Origin of the sequence: Clostridium sp. CF012 (assembly GCF_018861755.1) — a bacterium.
GTDB lineage: Bacteria > Bacillota > Clostridia > Clostridiales > Clostridiaceae > Clostridium_AD.
This window is the reverse complement of record NZ_JAHLEF010000013.1, coordinates 1-16243: the sequence shown is the minus strand read 5'-3', so window position 1 is coordinate 16243 and position 16243 is coordinate 1. Positions and strand designations below refer to the sequence as shown.

The following is a 16243-nucleotide window of genomic DNA, read 5'->3' as shown; positions in this document are numbered from 1 at the left end:
GTTTAGGGTTATAATCTGTCCACTGATTTATATTAGTGAAAGGTGGAAGCGATAAAATGGAAAATATAAAAGGTACTACTTTAAATATAAAACAAATTCAAGAGATTATTCCTCATAGGTATCCATTTTTATTCGTGGATAAAGTAGAGGAATTAGAGCCAGGAAAAAGAGCTGTAGGGTATAAGAATATTACTATGAATGAGTATTTCTTCCAAGGTCATTTTCCCACAGAGCCTGTACTTCCAGGTGTAATAATAATTGAGGCTCTTGCACAGGTTGGAGCAGTAGCTCTTTTAAGTATGGAAGAGTACAAAGGTAAAATTGCTTACTTTGGTGGTATTAATAAAGCTAGGTTTAGAAAAAAAGTTGTTCCAGGAGATGTACTAAGGCTTGAGGTAGAAATAATCAAAATGAAGGGACCTGTTGGAATTGGAAAGGCAGTAGCTACAGTAAATGGAGCAAAGGTTGCAGAAGCTGAAATTACATTTGCAGTAGGGATCTAATAATAATTTTAAGTACAGGGAAGGTAAATAATATGTTTAAGAAGATATTAATTGCTAATAGAGGCGAAATAGCAGTAAGAATAATTCGAGCTTGTCATGAGATGGGAATTCAAACTGTGGCAGTATATTCTGAGGTAGATAAAACTGCCCTTCATACACAAATGGCAGATGAGGCTATATGTATAGGACCAGCTAAATCTAAGGATAGTTATTTAAACATGCAAAATATCCTAAGTGCCACAGTGCTTACAGGTGCAGAAGCAATTCATCCTGGATTTGGATTTTTATCTGAAAACAGTAAATTTGCACAGATGTGTGAAGAGTGTAATATAAAGTTTATAGGGCCAGATTCACAAAATATCGATAATATGGGTAATAAGCTAAAGGCACGGGAAATTATGATAAAGGCTGGAGTACCAGTAGTACCTGGATCAGATGGAGAGGTTGCCTCAGAAGCGGATGCCATAAGCTGCGCTGAGAAAATAGGATACCCTGTAATGATAAAAGCTTCAGCAGGTGGCGGGGGACGAGGTATAAGAGTTGTTACAAAAGTAGAGGATCTAATAAATGCATATAATACTGCTAAAACAGAGTCAAAAACAGCTTTTGGTGATGATACAATGTATATGGAGAAATTCATAGAAGAGCCAAGGCATATAGAGTTTCAAATACTTGCAGATGAGCATGGAAATGTTATTCATCTTGGAGAGAGAGACTGTTCTGTCCAAAGGCGGAATCAGAAGGTAATAGAAGAGGCACCAGGACCTGCAATGACGCAGGAACTTAGAAAACAGATGGGTGATGTTGCGGTTAAAGCAACTAAGTCTATTAATTATAAAAATGCTGGAACCATAGAGTTTTTATTAGATAAGTATGGTAAATACTATTTTATGGAGATGAATACGCGAATTCAGGTAGAGCATCCGATAACGGAAATGATAACAGGGGTAGATTTAGTTAAAGCTCAGATAATGATTGCTTCGGGACAAATGCTTCCTTATAAACAAAAGGATATAAAAATTGAGGGGCATGCTATTGAATGTAGAATAAATGCAGAAAATCCAAATAAAAATTTCATGCCTTGTCCAGGTGAAATAAAATCACTTCATCTTCCAGGAGGAAATGGAGTAAGAATTGATAGTGCAGCATATCAAGGGTATAAAATTCCGCCTACCTATGACTCTATGATAGGAAAACTAATTGTACACGGAAAAGATAGGCAGGAAGCACTATGTAAAATGAGAAGAGCCCTCGGAGAGTTTATAATCGAAGGTGTGGATACTAATATAGACTTCCAATTTAAAATAGTAAATAATGAAAATTTTATAAAAGGGAAATTTGATACTAGCTTCATTAGTAAAGAATTTAAAAATCTTTAAAAAGCAGCTAAATTCATGCTATAAATTGTAGTGTAGGTATGTTTTTAGAAAGGGGTAGCTATATGTTTGAGTTTAAACGTATATTTAAAAAGAGTAAGTATATTGAGGTCAAGAATTTAGAAAATGAAGATGGCGAGAAAAAACCTAATATTCCTACCGGAATGTGGGTTAAATGTGAAACTTGCGGTAAGATCCTTTATAATAAGGATTTAGAAAGCAGTATAATGACCTGTGAGAATTGTAGAACACATTTTAGGATTGGATCTAGAGAAAGAATAAATTACACTATAGATAGTGGAACTTTTATAGAATACGATAAGGATATGATTTCAGATAATCCTATAGATTTTGAAGGATATGAAAATAAACTTAAAGATCTAAGAGCGAAAACATTACTAAATGAAGCTGTAATAACTGGTGAAGGAAAGATAAATGGCCAGACTACAGTAATTGCAGTAATGGACAGTAATTTCATGATGGGAAGCATGGGTTCCGTTGTTGGAGAGAAAATTACAAGGGCTATTGAAAACGCAACAGATGCTAAAAAGCCAATTATTATATTTACAGCCTCAGGGGGAGCTAGGATGCAGGAAGGTATATACTCTTTAATGCAAATGGCTAAAACAAGTGCTGCTATTGCAAGACATAATGAAAAAGGGTGCCTTTATGTAACGGTTCTTACTGACCCCACCACCGGAGGAGTTACAGCAAGTTTTGCAATGCTTGGAGATATAATAATAGCTGAGCCCAATGCACTAATAGGGTTTGCAGGTAAAAGAGTTATAGAACAAACAATAAAGCAGCAATTGCCGGATGGCTTTCAAAGGGCTGAATTTCTGCTTCAAAAGGGTTTCATAGATAAGGTCGTGGATAGAAAAGCTATGAAGGAGACATTAACTGAGATACTGAAAATTCATTCATAGCTAATATAGATTGACAAAAAGTAACGATAGGGAGGAGATTTTATGGGAACTTTACCTTTTGAAAAGCACATGTATGAACTTAAAAGTAAAATTGATGAACTTAAGAATTTAGCAACAGAGCAAAATATGGATTTAGGAAAAGAAATAAGACAGATGGAAGTTAAGCTCTATAATATGCAAAAGGAAGCCTATAAAAATTTAACTGCCTGGGATAAAGTAAGCATTGCAAGGCTTGTGGAACGTCCTACTGCTCTTGATTATATAAATAGAATTTTTGAAAACTTTATGGAGCTACATGGAGATAGATATTATGGTGATGATTCGGCTATTGTAGGTGGAATTGCACTACTTAATGGTATTCCAGTAACCGTTATAGCTCAGCAAAAGGGAAATAACACAAAAGAAAATATAAAGAGAAACTTTGGGATGCCAAATCCAGAAGGATATAGAAAAGCCTTAAGACTTATGAAACAGGCAGAAAAATTCAAAAGACCAGTTATTTGTCTTGTAGATACTCCAGGGGCATATTGTGGACTAGGTGCAGAAGAAAGAGGCCAGGGCGAAGCGATTGCTAGAAATCTTATGGAAATGTCAAATTTAAAAACACCAGTAATCTCCATAGTCATAGGAGAAGGTGGAAGTGGTGGAGCTTTGGCGCTAGCGGTAGCGGATGAGGTTTGGATGCTAGAACATGCAATTTATTCTATTTTATCACCGGAGGGTTTTGCTAGTATATTATTTAAAGATGCAAGCAGGGCAAAGGAAGCCGCTAATACAATGAAAATAACAGCTCAAGATTTAATTAATTTTGGAATAATAGATAGAATTATAAAAGAGCCTCTAGGAGGAGCACATACTAATGTAGATGAGATGGCATTAAGTATTAAGCGTAATTTAGAGGAGTCAATTAATAGATTAATAAGAGAGCCCATAGAATCATTACTTACCAAAAGATATTATAAATTTAGAAAGATTGGCAAAGTAGTAGAATAAATAGTAGGTTCAAAGAATAAATAATAGATTAATTGAATAATTAATGTGTTTGATTTTGGTGTGTTTAAGAAAAGTATATATACTTTTCTTTTTTTTGGTATTGAAGTGTATGTATAAATCATACATAATAGAGAAGAGAATAATATTTACCAGAATGGCAAAGGGGAATTGAGTTATGAGTAAAACACATAGTGCTACAATTTTAGTAATAGATTCAGGATGCGATTTACCTTTAGATTATATTGAACAAGAAGATATAGTGCCCATAGGTTTAGTATGTAATTTTAAAGGTGAAGCAATAGAGGATGACTTTGGGAAAAATTTTATTCGTAAGGGTTTTTATGATGCTTTAAGGCAAGGAGAAATGCCTACTACCTCACAGATAAATAGCCAAAGATATGTAGAGGTGTTTAGTAAGTATGTATCGGCAAAAAAATCTATTATATATATTGCCATGTCTTCTGGATTATCAGGAACTATAAATAGTGCGAATATAGCAAGAGAAACAATACTTGAAGACTTCCCAGAGGCAGATATAAGTATAGTTGATAGTAAATGTGCAAGCCTTGGGCAAGGACTTTTAGTTTATTATGCTTATGAAATGATAAAAAATGGAAATTATAAGGATGAAATAGTTACTTGGCTTGAAGAAAATAAACTTAAGATTAATCATTGGTTTACAGTTAATGATTTAAATCATTTAAAAAGAGGTGGAAGAATATCCAGTTCTGCTGCAACCGTTGGTACCTTGTTAAATATAAAACCTGTTCTATTTATGGACAATGAGGGAAGGCTAACTCCTTTTTCTAAATGTAGAGGAAGAAAAAAGGCAATAAACACCTTAGTTGAAAAATTTAAAGAAAGAACAAATCCAAATGTATCACAAGTTATTGCAATAGGTCATGGGGATTGTATTGAAGATGCATTAACGCTTGAGGCCTTGGTTCGCGAGAATGGAAATGTTAAAGACGTCATTTTAAATTATGTGGGTACAGCCATAGGGTCTCATACGGGACCAGAAATATTAGGATTATATTTTATAGCCGATGAAAGATAGGGGCTAAACTATATTGTGGGCAATAAAATCGCAATTATAATTTTATTTAATAAAGTAAAAGGGGGATGCCACTTGGCATCTCCCTTTTATAGTGTAGAAAACTATTCTGTTTCTTTTCCTAATTTTTTAGATTCTTTAGAAACGCCTATTTCATTTGCAGTTTCCATTCTCATTTTAGATAATTCTTGTTTTGTTTTTGGATTAGCTTTTTTATTATCTTTGCTGTTTTTGTTGTCTTTATGTGCCATTGAATAAACCTCCTTGTATTGCTCAAGAGTAGAAAACAATTATTGATTGCTTTGTCTCTTGCTAATAAATATTTTCATTAATAATATAACCACTATTATGAAATGTATTCCATAATAGTGTATTTTATTAATATAAAAATAAATAGATTAGCCTGTGGATTTATTATTTATTTGAATGTGATTTTAATGATATAATTAGTATTAATAAGAAAACTACTTAGGAGGAAGCATTATGAATAAGACAATAGGATTTATAGGTTGCGGCAATATGGCACAAGCTATGATAGGTGGAATAGTAAAATCTAATTTAGTTCCTAGTGAAAAAATAATAGCAAGTAATCCATCAGATAAGAGTTTAAATAAGGCAAAAGAAGAATATAATATTTTAGTAACTTTGGACAATGTGGAAGTCGCAAAGGTTTCTGATATAGTAATACTGGCTATAAAGCCTAATAAATATTTTGAGGTTATTGATGAAATAAAACCATATTTGAAGAATGAGGTAGTTATAGTGACTATAGCTGCAGGGATAACGCTAGAGAGTATGAGTAATGCACTGGGATCCACTGTAAAGGTTATAAGAACTATGCCAAATACCCCAGCGCTTGTAGGCGAGGGAATGAGTGCGCTGTGTGCTAATAAAAATATAACTAAAGAGGAATTGCAAGAGGTAGTAAAGGTTTTTGAAAGCTTTGGAAGAATAGAAATATTAGAGGAAAATCTTATTGATGTAGTGCCAGCGGTAAGTGGTTCATCCCCTGCTTATGTATATATGTTCATTGAAGCTTTAGGAGATGGCGCTGTGCTTCAGGGAATGCCAAGAGACAAGGCATATAGAATGGCAGCTCAAGCAGTACTAGGAGCAGCTAAAATGGTGATAGAAACAGGAGAACACCCAGGTAAACTTAAAGATAATGTATGTTCCCCAGGAGGAGCTACTATAGCGGCAGTATATACCTTAGAAAAGAATAATTTTAGAGGCTCAGTAATTTCAGCTATGGAGAGTTGCAGCGAAAAGGCAATTAAGATGGGTAAAAAATAATATTAATTGCAAAACAGCCTAAGAGTAAATTTTTGATTTCTTAGGCTGTTTTTTAGCATCCGAATATTTTTTAGGAAAGTAGTATTGAAAGCTAACACACAATATAGTTCAACGAAGTAGAGTGGAGTTGCTATAGCGTGGAAGAGAGTTTATACTTTGTTTATAATTTGTTTATAGAAAGTAGAGACATGTACTTTAAAATAGAATTATGAAAGACTTTCATGGTAAAAAGTAAATTTAAAGCAAAAGGAGATTTTACAATATGAAATTAAATAAAAAAACAGCAACCATCATAAGTTTCGCTATAGGTACCATAATGTTTACAACTACAGCGATGGCTCAAATATTAACAAAAAGTGGATATGATCAGCTTAAGGATTCTTTTAAATATACAGCAGAAAGTTGTACCACGAAGCTTTCAAGCTATACTATGGACATCTCGATTATTCTAAAGGATAATGCTACTGTTATTTATTCTCAAAATTCCCTTGATAAAGTTGATGTGAAAAATGGAGCTAAGGAAACCGTATCAACTAGACTGGAGGGTTCAAAAAAGACAGAGGATTATAACTACTCTGACAAAAATAGTTCTATATTTAAAAACAGTGAACAAAATGTTTATTATACAAGTGATTTCAAAACCCCTCGTGAAAACATAGCTTCTAACAACCCTTTTAAAGAAAAAGAAGCTGGTGATATGGAAAAAATTGTAGATGCACTTGTGGGTAATTTAAAAGATGCTGTTGTAGTTACTGAAAATTCAGATGGAACGAAGACTTTATCTGGATCACTTAGCGAAGCACAAATACCGGCCCTCATTAACGCAGTGGTATCTCTTCAATCTAAGAGCCAATTGGGATACAGGACTGATAATGAGAGCAGCAGGCCTCAATTAACAAAGGATGTATTTGTGAAAGAAGTTAAGGGGAATATGGTAACAACTAAAGAAGGGTTAATTCAAAGTGTTCTTGGAAGTGGAATAATTTCTGGTAAAGATGAAAAAGGCACAGAGCATAAATTGACATTCGAGTTACTAGCGAAGGTGACGAGTCTTAACTCAACTAAGGTTAATAAACCTGATCTTTCTGGTAAGAAGGTAGAAAAAAATATAGAACAAGATTATAGCAAATTATCTAATCCTGGAAAATATATAGGAAAATATAAAACAGATATTTTAATTGATAAGGGAGAAACGTTTGTAAAAATAGGTGAAGAACTCTTAGATGTTACTGCAGTAGACAATAAGGGTATTAGCGTAAGGCATTATATAGAATATGCAAAGGGATACGAACAATATGCAACGGATAAGGATGACTTTAAGTTTGAAGCAAAATTTGATGAAAACAACAAATTAAATGCAAATTTCAATGCTCAGGGCGATTCAAATAATGCTACGAAAGGTAATATATCAATCGATGCACGATCAGCAAAAATATACTTTAATTTAGATGGAAGCAGAAGTGGAAATGTGATTTCTGATGGCCAATTCAGTAAGGTATTTAAATAATAAATAAGTTCACTAGCATTAAAGGCTTGGAACTCTAAAAAACATACAAATATGGCATATGAAAATAAATAACAAGTGAAATATCTATTATACTGGCTTGCTATTTATTTTCATGTGGCTACTAAATTTGGGAGGTATATAAATGGATAAAGTTATTGAAATCAAAAACCTTTCCAAGATATACAAAAATGGAAGAGGTATAACAGATATTAACCTTGATATACATAAAGGCGATATCTTTGGATTTTTGGGACCCAACGGTGCAGGTAAGACGACTGCTATGAAAATCATGACGGGACTTATAAAACCAGACAGTGGAGATGTTAAAATTTTAGGACATAGTATATTGGAAGAACATGAGCTTGCAATGCAAAAGGTAGGTTGTATTATAGAAACAGCAGAATCCTATCTATATTTAACGGCTTATGAGAATTTAAAACAATTTTCAAGATATTATAAAGATGTTGATGACGAGAGAATTAATGAAGTTTTAGAACTTACGGGAATGTTAAAATATAAAAATGAGAAACCAAGAAAATTTTCACTTGGGATGAAACAAAGATTAGGAATTTCCGCTGCAATTTTATCTCGTCCAGAAGTTATTATTTTAGACGAACCCTTAAATGGGCTTGATGTTGAAGGAATGATTTCTATGAGGAATATAATAAAAGATTTGGTAGAAAAAGAAAAAGCTACATTTTTCATCTCAAGCCATCTTATTCATGATGTGGAACTTACTTGTACTAATATTGGTGTACTATACGATGGGAAAATGCTTAATGTTGATACAATGAAAAATATATTAAACAATTATGCTTCCCTTGAAAATTATTTTGTTAGCGAGGTAGAAAGAAATGGTAGAATTTAAAGCTGCTTTAACAAATGAGATTGAAAAACTATATAAAAGAAAAAAAGTTTTGGTTGCGGTGATTATATCACTTATTTTCATCATAATAGGACAGTTATCCATGGTGGTATTGAGAACTGGTTTTGGACTGCGCGGGGTTTCTAGTATGGACTTTCCTATAATGGTACTATCAGTAGTAGTAAATACAATTCTTCCTCTATTTACGGCGCTTGTTACCATAGAAAGCTTTTCAGGAGAATTTTCACAAAATACTATGAAGATAGCACTTACCAGACCCATTTCAAGATTGAAGTTTTACAGCGCAAAATTAACTGCAATTATGTTATTTATACTTGCCAACCTTTTATTTGTAATGGTTTTTTCAATACTAGCTGGCTGTCTTTTTAATTCAAACTCCTTTTCTATAGGAAATGTTTTAAAAATCTTAATTTCTTACGTTGTAACATTAATTCCTATGGCTATTTTATCCATAATAATCGTGTTTTTCACAAATATAATTAGAAGTGGGATAAGCGTATTTTTCCTCTCTATTTTTGTTTTCGTTACGTTTAAAGGACTAGGAATTATATTTTATAGACTTTCTGGAATATTTATTACCTCAATGTTGAACTGGTATACACTGTTCCTTATGGAGACTATTCCTACTTTTAAAATCTTTCTTCAGTTTATGATGATGCTCAGTTATGGTATAATATTTTTTACAGCGGGATATTATTTATTTGATAAAAAAGAATTTTAAAAGTTGAAATTAAACTAATTTAAGGGATTTTTGAGGTGATAGGGATGAACATAAAAAAGCGGTTACTTCTTTCCAATACTATAACTATAGTAATACCTTTTGCAATTACAATTATAGCTGCATTCCTATTTATTTTTGTATCCTCAAAGATGTTTAATAGGGATTTAGGTTATGATAATTTTAAAAAATTTATATCTATAAAAACGGAGTTATCTGATACTAAAAGTGTAATATGGAAACAAAATTCTGAGGATATAGAAGATCCAAAGTTTCAGAAGTATTTGCACCAGAAGCTAGCAAATATAGATGGAGATCTTATAATTCTTAAAAATAATACTGTTATTTTCACTTCTAAGGATGTAAATAAAATTGATATAGAAAAATGTTTATTAGAATCTGAAAGTAAAGCTCAAAAGAAAATAGTTGTAATTGATTCTAAAGCCTACATGGTGGAAGTAGCACCAATTAGATTTAAAGATGATGTGATAGGACATGCCATTTTATTGGCACCAACTTTTGAGTATGCAGGTATTCTTGAAAAGTTTATTATATTTATCCTTGTGATATTCCTTACGACTTTTATAGCGGTTAACATAGTTATGTCCTATCTGCTCTCAAAAAGGATAATAAAACCATTATCTCTTTTAAAAATAGCAGTAGGAGACATTAGTAAGGGTGACTTAAGCATTGAAATTACTGAAGTTGGTGACCAAGAAATTGTGGATTTATGTGCTGATTTTGAAAAGATGAGAATACAACTTAAGGATTCTATTATTTTGAAACAGAAGTACGATGATAATAGGACAATGCTAGTATCTAGTATATCCCATGATCTTAAAACACCTATAACCTCAATAAAAGGCTATGTTAAGGGTATTTTAGATGGGGTTGCGAACACTCCTGAAAAGGCAGAACGTTATTTAAAAACTGTTTATTCTAAGGCGGAGCAGATGGATGTTATGATTGATGACTTATTGTTATACTCTAAATTAGATTTGAGCCAACTTCCATTTAACTTTGAAAAAACGGATATTATAGATTACTTTAATTACTGTATTCATGAGAGTGCGCTAGAACTAGAAAAATCAAATATAAAAATTTGTTTAAAAAACGACCTGAAAGCATCAAAATACGTTAAAATTGATAGAGAAAGATTGATGAGGGTTATACTAAATATAATTGATAATGCTCATAAATATATGGATAAAGAGCAAGGGGAAATTACAATAATGCTTCGAGAAACTAATTCTAGTATTATTATTGAGATAAGGGATAATGGCTCTGGTATTGACGAGAAGGATGTAAATAAAATTTTTGACAGATTTTACAGAGCAGACTGCGCAAGAAGTGAAGCAAGTGGAAGTGGACTTGGACTTGCCATTGCAAAACAAATTGTAGAGGGCCATAAAGGAAAAATATGGGCAGTGAGTCATGAAAGTAAGGGTACAAGCATTTTGATATCATTTGGAAAAATATCAGAAGGGTAGAGGATTAATATGAAAAGAATTTTAATAGTTGAAGATGATGAATGCATTGCTGAACTGGAAAAAGACTATTTAGAGCTGGAAGGCTTTGAAGTTAAGATATGTAACAACGGTGTAGACGGACTAAATGCATTAAAAACCAATGGATTTGACTTGCTAATTCTGGATGTTATGCTTCCTAAAATAGATGGATATACTATTCTGCGTAGTTTGCAAGAGGAGAAAGACATTCCAGTTTTAATGGTTTCTGCAAAAAAGGAAGATATTGATAAAATTAAGGGGCTCAGTCTTGGTGCGGATGATTATATTACAAAGCCCTTCAATCCCAGTGAACTTGTGGCTAGGGTTAAGTCACATCTTAGAAATTACGAAAGAATAAAGAATAAATTTAAAGGCGGCGTCAAAAATAGTACGATTATAATAAGAGGTCTAGAAATAAAAAAGGATTGCAGACAGGTATTTATGAATGGTGAGACAATAAATTTAGCTCAAAAGGAATTTGACCTATTGCTGTATCTAGCTGAAAATCCCAACAGAGTATTTAGCAAAGATGAATTATTTGAAAAAATTTGGGGATTTGATGCTATAGGAGATACTGCAACTGTTACAGTACATATTGGAAGAGTGAGAGAAAAAATTGAATCATCTACATCGAATCCTCAATATATTGAAACCGTTTGGGGCACTGGGTACAGGCTTAGGGTATAAAATATATTCTAAACTTGTGCTTTTTCTAATCGGTGGTATTTTTTGGATATACGGGTAATAAGGTTTACTGGTAATGTTTAATATGAGTAATAAATATCATAGGACAAGCATATATATTTAACAAAGATCTTAAAAATTTACAAAATCTATTGACTTACGAACAAACGTTCGCTATAATATGAATATAGTATTAAGGGTAAAAATACCTGTAAAGTATTTTTTAATATATAGCTATTGTATTTTATGGACCACTTTAGTGGATTATTTAACTGGAGGTAAAACAATATGGAAACAAAGGATTTATGGGTTAAGATTAATTATTCACAAGAGGGTAATGACAGTTTAGCAATAACTTATACTGAAAGTACAAGCAAGGTTAATCATTCTTCTAAGTATCTAATTTGTGGTGGGATGTATAATAGAAATGGTGGAACTATAATGTTTAAGGCTAAGAATATTGAAGAAGCTACAGAAATAGCTAATAATAATCTAGTAGCCAATGCTGGTTCTAACAAATATGAGAATCATAAAAGGATTATATAGTAAGATTCCCAGGGCTAAGGAATAGAGGCTTTTAGGAAATATAAAGTGAGTTGAGTAGCCTAGACCTGATTGATTAAGTTAATTTATGATTTTTAATATAAAAGGATATTCTGATATTTCAGAATATCCTTTATAGCGTTTAAGTTAAAATAGTGGTTAATATTACAACCCAGCGTATGACTTAACGGATAATTAAGACATACTTATAGAATATTAAATAGCAAATTCAATGTTTTGAATTACAATATCCAATTGATCCACTAATGAAACCGGAGATCCAACCTCTCTTGAATTGGCGGCGGACCCTCTTTTTATAATTTTAACTTCTGGTCTTAAACCAAAGTTAGGAAATACAGCGGTTACAACACCAATATCACCAGTGTTTAGTTTTACTAGGGTTTCAGGTGGGTAAGGAACAACTGCCTTAGAAAATGCTTTAACCATTTCATAATCAAATTGAGTATCTCCATGGGCCGGTATATATTCTACAGCATCATTAGGACTCATAGCCTTTCTATAAGGTCTATCCGAAGTTAGTGCATCATACACATCGGCAATAGCAACAATTCTAGCAAATCTATTTATAGATTTATTCTTTACATTATCGGGATACCCGTGTCCATCCATTTTTTCATGATGTTGAAGAGCAACAATTCTAGTGGGAGCAGATATATCCAAACAACCTTTTAAGTAATCATAGCCTTTTGTAGTATGCTGCTTTATAAGCTCAAACTCTTCATGGGTTAAGGGGCCAGGCTTTAAAACTATATCTTTTGGAATAAGGACCTTACCTATGTCATGTATCAATGCACCCATACATAAAGTGTAAAGATCATTTTGATTTAATTGTAATTGAACTCCGAGTACCAGAGAAATCACAGCTACGTTTACAGAATGTTGATAGGTATAATTATCCATGCTTTTAATGTCTACCAAATTAATCATTACATTTTTCTTGCTTATAATTTCGTCAATTATATCTTTGGCAATACATCCTATAGATTCGAAATAGGTTTGTTTTTCTTTGGCAAATTTTTTTTCATTGAAATTTGTATTACTAGAATATAAACTATATTTTTCAAAGCTATAAAAGGTTTCTTTTATGGCTTTTATAGCATTTTGGCGTAACTCAGGTTTTATAACATCCTCAATTATAATATCGCTATATTCATAATTAATATAAATAGAATAAACTTTTAAACGTCTAATTCTTATTAAAAAAATTTCAGTTAATATAACACCTTCTCTTAATAAAACTCTTCCATCATTATCAAATATAGTTTTAGCCAAACAATCTCCTGGTTTTGAAAACTCTATTGGTATAAGTCTCATAAATATATCACACCCCAAATGTATATAATCAAACAATACTATTTAATTTTTAATGTGTTTTATTATTAAAATAAAATTAATATTAAAGATAAGTTTTGTTATATGTATATAATAATATATTTTACACTATTAAAAGGGGAAATCACAGTATTAATTATTAATAGCAGGTAAATAAGATATTTTAATACATTAAATATAAATTTTAGTAAAAATATATATAATATCACCCCAAAAACGATAAAAATATAATTGCGAATATTATACATATTTTATAATAAATGGTATAATATGTTTGTAACTGATTTTAATCTAATTAATATGTAAAGTGGTGATATAATATGAAAAAATCTATTAAAATACTAATAATCATATGCATCTTTGTAGCTACATTTATCAGTACAGTAATTATTAATCTCCAGGGTGGCAATTATAAATCAAATAAAAATCAACTTGTTATTAAAAAAGAGGTTGAGAAAAAGGCACCGGTAAGTGAGAACGCCGAATATAAGGTGGTAAACATTTTAGCCGTAGGGGATATATTAGTTCATGGAGATCAGCTAAAAGCACAATTCAATGAGGAAACGGGAGAATATAATTTCGAAAATAATTTTAAATATGTTAAGTCACATATAGCAGCAGCAGATGTTGCTCTTGCAAATTTTGAAACTACATTAGCTGGTGAAAAGCAGAAATATTCAGGATTTCCACTTTTTAATTCTCCTAGTAGCATAGTTGATGCTATGAAAAATAGTGGCTTTGACATATTATCGACAATTAACAATCATACTATTGACAGGGGCAGTGCTGGAGTTCTTAGCACCCTTGAAGAAATCCAAAAAAGAAACCTTATAGCTGTTGGCACAAGGGAGAATTTACAGAAGAAGCCTTACGTAATAAAAGAAGTCAAAGGCATAAAATTAGGAGTTATAAGCTATAGCTTTGAAACACCAAGAAAGGGAGCAAAGAAAACACTAAATGCAATAGAAATACCTAGTGATGTCGTAGATTTAGTAAATACTTTTAGTTATGAACACATTGAAGAGGACTTGCGTAAAATTAAAGCACAAATTGATGAAATGAAAAGTAAGGGGGCAGAAGCGATTGTTTTCTTTATTCACTGGGGGAATGAATATGAGAGAGCACCTAATGTTCATCAGACACGTATTGCAAATGCATTGTGCGATTATGGGGTAGATATTATTTTAGGAAGTCATCCACACGTTATTCAACCTATGGAATTTATAACTTCAGAAAAAACAGGTAAAAGATCCTTGGTGGTCTACTCAATGGGGAATTTTATTTCAAATCAACAATATGAAAGAACCAATAATAGATATACTGAAGATGGGATTATTGTAAATATACAAATTAAAAAGAGTGTGGCATCTAATGATATTACAATAAGTGGAGTATCTTATATACCTACTTGGGTACATAGGTATACTGAAAACAATAAATTTGTTTATGAAGTTCTACCATTAACTGACGCACTAGCAAGTAAAGGGAAATATAATCTTAATGAGAGTACAGAGGTATGGAGAGCTGAAAATTCTGAGAAGAGTACTCGAACACTAATGGGTGAAGGTGCGGAAATAATAGAGGGTGAAGCGAAAGAAGTTATGAATTAAATCATTTCCTTCTGATAGGATATTAAGTTAAGTTAAGTTAAGTTAAGTGCAGTGTCAAACTTATTATATATGGTCACCTTTTTATCTTATTTTAGGGTCTATAAAAAAGATTTTGTAATAAGGTTGAATACTTGTAATTATAAACTATAATTAAAGGTGAAACTATCAATAAGCATATAATCTTAAAAATCTAAGATCACTTAGAAATAAGCATATGATGTTAAACTAAATTGTAGTTGTAATTGATGGCTTGAATAATTCTAATTGGGAGGAAAGATAATGAGCATACTATCACGAAATGATATTTGCTGGTGTGACAGTGGTAAAAAATATAAAAAATGTCATATGGAGCAGGATATATTTATAAGTAATATAGAGCAAAAGGTAGGTTATAAAATACCTAGGGATATAATGAAAACAGAGGAACAAATAGATGGTATAAGAAAAAGTTGTAAGTTAACTCATGAGATACTTGATATGGTTTCTGAGCGAATAAAAGTTGGAATAACCACAAATGAAATAAATACTTGGGTGCATGAATATACTGTTGAGCATAATGCGTATCCAGCACCACTGGGTTACGGTGGTTTTCCTAAGAGTGTATGTACATCAATAAATGATGTGATATGTCATGGCATACCGGATGATACAGTTCTAAAGGATGGCGATATAGTTAATGTGGATGTGACTTGCATATTAGATGGCTATTACGGCGATGCCAATAGAATGTTTATAATTGGGGAAGCTTCAAAAGAAGCAATAGATTTGGTACGTGTATCAAAAGAGTGTTTAGATTTGGGAATCCAGCAGGTTAAACCTTACAATACCCTTGGAGATATTGGTAATGCAATTCAGAAGCATGCGGAAAGTCTTGGATATTCTGTAGTATATGATTATGGAGGACATGGCGTTGGAATTGAATTTCATGAAGAACCTTTCGTACCTCATATTGGCAAAAAGGGAGAAGGTATGATATTACTACCTAACATGACCTTTACTATTGAGCCTATGATCAATATTGGTAGCCCAGAAGCCGATGTACTAGAAGATGATTGGACAGCTGTTACAATAGATGGATCATTGTCATCTCAGTGGGAACATACTATACGAGTTACTGAAACTGGATTTGAGATACTAACTTAAAACAATCGTATATATTAAAAATACCCCCAATAATTGGAGGCCACTGAAAAACTATAAGAAACGTCATCAATTTTGAGATGACGTTTTTTTTGAGCAATTTTTTAATTCAAAAAGGATTTTTGATGTTTATGTCGAATATGTATAGT

The 16243-nt window shown here is 32.1% G+C and carries 16 protein-coding genes; 14 read left to right on the top strand and 2 right to left on the bottom strand.

The window, feature by feature from the left end:
* Nucleotides 1-56 precede the first annotated feature (56 nt).
* The 5 genes from fabZ to KPL50_RS13095 all read left to right on the top strand — a co-directional run bounded on the left by fabZ (nt 57) and on the right by KPL50_RS13095 (nt 4855).
* A complete protein-coding gene (gene fabZ, locus KPL50_RS13115) occupies nt 57-503 on the top strand; it encodes a 3-hydroxyacyl-ACP dehydratase FabZ (RefSeq protein ID WP_216298991.1) in 447 nt (148 codons plus the stop codon).
* A gap of 32 nt (nt 504-535) precedes the next feature.
* Nucleotides 536-1882 (top strand): acetyl-CoA carboxylase biotin carboxylase subunit, encoded by a 1347-nt coding sequence (locus KPL50_RS13110; protein ID WP_216298990.1) that lies wholly within the window; start codon nt 536-538, stop codon nt 1880-1882.
* Between the two features lie 62 nt (nt 1883-1944).
* Complete coding sequence (gene accD / locus KPL50_RS13105; RefSeq protein WP_216298989.1) at nt 1945-2805, top strand: acetyl-CoA carboxylase, carboxyltransferase subunit beta; 861 nt, start codon at nt 1945-1947, stop codon at nt 2803-2805.
* A 42-nt stretch (nt 2806-2847) separates the two neighbouring features.
* A complete protein-coding gene (locus tag KPL50_RS13100; protein ID WP_216298988.1) occupies nt 2848-3798 on the top strand; it encodes an acetyl-CoA carboxylase carboxyltransferase subunit alpha in 951 nt (316 codons plus the stop codon).
* Between the two features lie 175 nt (nt 3799-3973).
* The gene (locus KPL50_RS13095) at nt 3974-4855 is read left to right on the top strand and encodes a DegV family protein (RefSeq protein ID WP_216298987.1); all 882 of its coding nucleotides are present in this window, start codon (nt 3974-3976) and stop codon (nt 4853-4855) included.
* 101 nt (nt 4856-4956) lie between these two features.
* On the opposite strand, the gene KPL50_RS13090 is transcribed toward KPL50_RS13095, so the two are convergent.
* Nucleotides 4957-5103: a small, acid-soluble spore protein, alpha/beta type gene (locus tag KPL50_RS13090; RefSeq protein WP_216298986.1), complete on the bottom strand. Its 147-nt coding sequence runs from the start codon at nt 5101-5103 to the stop codon at nt 4957-4959.
* 232 nt (nt 5104-5335) lie between these two features.
* Here KPL50_RS13090 and proC point away from each other — a divergent pair, with 232 nt between their 5' ends.
* The 7 genes from proC (at nt 5336) to KPL50_RS13055 (ending at nt 11994) form a co-directional block, all read left to right on the top strand.
* The gene (gene proC, locus KPL50_RS13085; RefSeq protein ID WP_216298985.1) at nt 5336-6145 is read left to right on the top strand and encodes a pyrroline-5-carboxylate reductase; all 810 of its coding nucleotides are present in this window, start codon (nt 5336-5338) and stop codon (nt 6143-6145) included.
* Between the two features lie 262 nt (nt 6146-6407).
* A complete protein-coding gene (locus tag KPL50_RS13080) occupies nt 6408-7652 on the top strand; it encodes a hypothetical protein (protein ID WP_253200614.1) in 1245 nt (414 codons plus the stop codon).
* Nucleotides 7653-7794: 142 nt separating this feature from the next.
* The gene (locus tag KPL50_RS13075; protein WP_216298984.1) at nt 7795-8520 is read left to right on the top strand and encodes an ABC transporter ATP-binding protein; all 726 of its coding nucleotides are present in this window, start codon (nt 7795-7797) and stop codon (nt 8518-8520) included.
* A complete protein-coding gene (locus tag KPL50_RS13070) occupies nt 8507-9259 on the top strand; it encodes an ABC transporter permease (RefSeq protein ID WP_216298983.1) in 753 nt (250 codons plus the stop codon). Before KPL50_RS13075 ends, KPL50_RS13070 begins: the two co-directional genes overlap by 14 nt.
* 44 nt (nt 9260-9303) lie before the next feature.
* Complete coding sequence (locus tag KPL50_RS13065; RefSeq protein ID WP_216298982.1) at nt 9304-10746, top strand: cell wall metabolism sensor histidine kinase WalK; 1443 nt, start codon at nt 9304-9306, stop codon at nt 10744-10746.
* A 9-nt stretch (nt 10747-10755) separates the two neighbouring features.
* Nucleotides 10756-11451 carry a response regulator transcription factor gene (locus KPL50_RS13060; protein ID WP_216298981.1) on the top strand — a complete coding sequence of 232 codons (696 nt, stop codon included), beginning with the start codon at nt 10756-10758 and terminating at the stop codon, nt 11449-11451.
* 285 nt (nt 11452-11736) lie between these two features.
* Nucleotides 11737-11994 carry a hypothetical protein gene (locus KPL50_RS13055; RefSeq protein WP_216298980.1) on the top strand — a complete coding sequence of 86 codons (258 nt, stop codon included), beginning with the start codon at nt 11737-11739 and terminating at the stop codon, nt 11992-11994.
* Nucleotides 11995-12207: 213 nt separating this feature from the next.
* On the opposite strand, the gene KPL50_RS13050 is transcribed toward KPL50_RS13055, so the two are convergent.
* The gene (locus KPL50_RS13050) at nt 12208-13326 is read right to left on the bottom strand and encodes an HD-GYP domain-containing protein (RefSeq protein ID WP_216298979.1); all 1119 of its coding nucleotides are present in this window, start codon (nt 13324-13326) and stop codon (nt 12208-12210) included.
* Between the two features lie 338 nt (nt 13327-13664).
* Here KPL50_RS13050 and KPL50_RS13045 point away from each other — a divergent pair, with 338 nt between their 5' ends.
* Together KPL50_RS13045 and KPL50_RS13040 are read left to right on the top strand one after the other, a co-directional pair.
* A complete protein-coding gene (locus KPL50_RS13045; RefSeq protein ID WP_216298978.1) occupies nt 13665-14954 on the top strand; it encodes a CapA family protein in 1290 nt (429 codons plus the stop codon).
* Nucleotides 14955-15233: 279 nt separating this feature from the next.
* Nucleotides 15234-16097 (top strand): methionyl aminopeptidase, encoded by an 864-nt coding sequence (locus KPL50_RS13040; protein ID WP_216298977.1) that lies wholly within the window; start codon nt 15234-15236, stop codon nt 16095-16097.
* Nucleotides 16098-16243: the final 146 nt, after the last annotated feature.

What these genes read in the sequence shown, in the direction of transcription:
- KPL50_RS13080 (WP_253200614.1), top strand. Translation starts at nt 6,408, where the DNA reads ATGAAATTAAATAAAAAAACAGCAACCATCATAAGTTTCGCTATAGGT.
- KPL50_RS13065 (WP_216298982.1), top strand. Translation starts at nt 9,304, where the DNA reads ATGAACATAAAAAAGCGGTTACTTCTTTCCAATACTATAACTATAGTA.
- KPL50_RS13050 (WP_216298979.1), bottom strand. Translation starts at nt 13,326, where the DNA reads ATGAGACTTATACCAATAGAGTTTTCAAAACCAGGAGATTGTTTGGCT.
- proC (WP_216298985.1), top strand. Translation starts at nt 5,336, where the DNA reads ATGAATAAGACAATAGGATTTATAGGTTGCGGCAATATGGCACAAGCT.
- KPL50_RS13045 (WP_216298978.1), top strand. Translation starts at nt 13,665, where the DNA reads ATGAAAAAATCTATTAAAATACTAATAATCATATGCATCTTTGTAGCT.
- KPL50_RS13070 (WP_216298983.1), top strand. Translation starts at nt 8,507, where the DNA reads ATGGTAGAATTTAAAGCTGCTTTAACAAATGAGATTGAAAAACTATAT.
- accD (WP_216298989.1), top strand. Translation starts at nt 1,945, where the DNA reads ATGTTTGAGTTTAAACGTATATTTAAAAAGAGTAAGTATATTGAGGTC.
- KPL50_RS13090 (WP_216298986.1), bottom strand. Translation starts at nt 5,103, where the DNA reads ATGGCACATAAAGACAACAAAAACAGCAAAGATAATAAAAAAGCTAAT.
- KPL50_RS13040 (WP_216298977.1), top strand. Translation starts at nt 15,234, where the DNA reads ATGAGCATACTATCACGAAATGATATTTGCTGGTGTGACAGTGGTAAA.
- KPL50_RS13055 (WP_216298980.1), top strand. Translation starts at nt 11,737, where the DNA reads ATGGAAACAAAGGATTTATGGGTTAAGATTAATTATTCACAAGAGGGT.
- KPL50_RS13075 (WP_216298984.1), top strand. Translation starts at nt 7,795, where the DNA reads ATGGATAAAGTTATTGAAATCAAAAACCTTTCCAAGATATACAAAAAT.
- KPL50_RS13060 (WP_216298981.1), top strand. Translation starts at nt 10,756, where the DNA reads ATGAAAAGAATTTTAATAGTTGAAGATGATGAATGCATTGCTGAACTG.
- KPL50_RS13100 (WP_216298988.1), top strand. Translation starts at nt 2,848, where the DNA reads ATGGGAACTTTACCTTTTGAAAAGCACATGTATGAACTTAAAAGTAAA.
- KPL50_RS13095 (WP_216298987.1), top strand. Translation starts at nt 3,974, where the DNA reads ATGAGTAAAACACATAGTGCTACAATTTTAGTAATAGATTCAGGATGC.
- KPL50_RS13110 (WP_216298990.1), top strand. Translation starts at nt 536, where the DNA reads ATGTTTAAGAAGATATTAATTGCTAATAGAGGCGAAATAGCAGTAAGA.
- fabZ (WP_216298991.1), top strand. Translation starts at nt 57, where the DNA reads ATGGAAAATATAAAAGGTACTACTTTAAATATAAAACAAATTCAAGAG.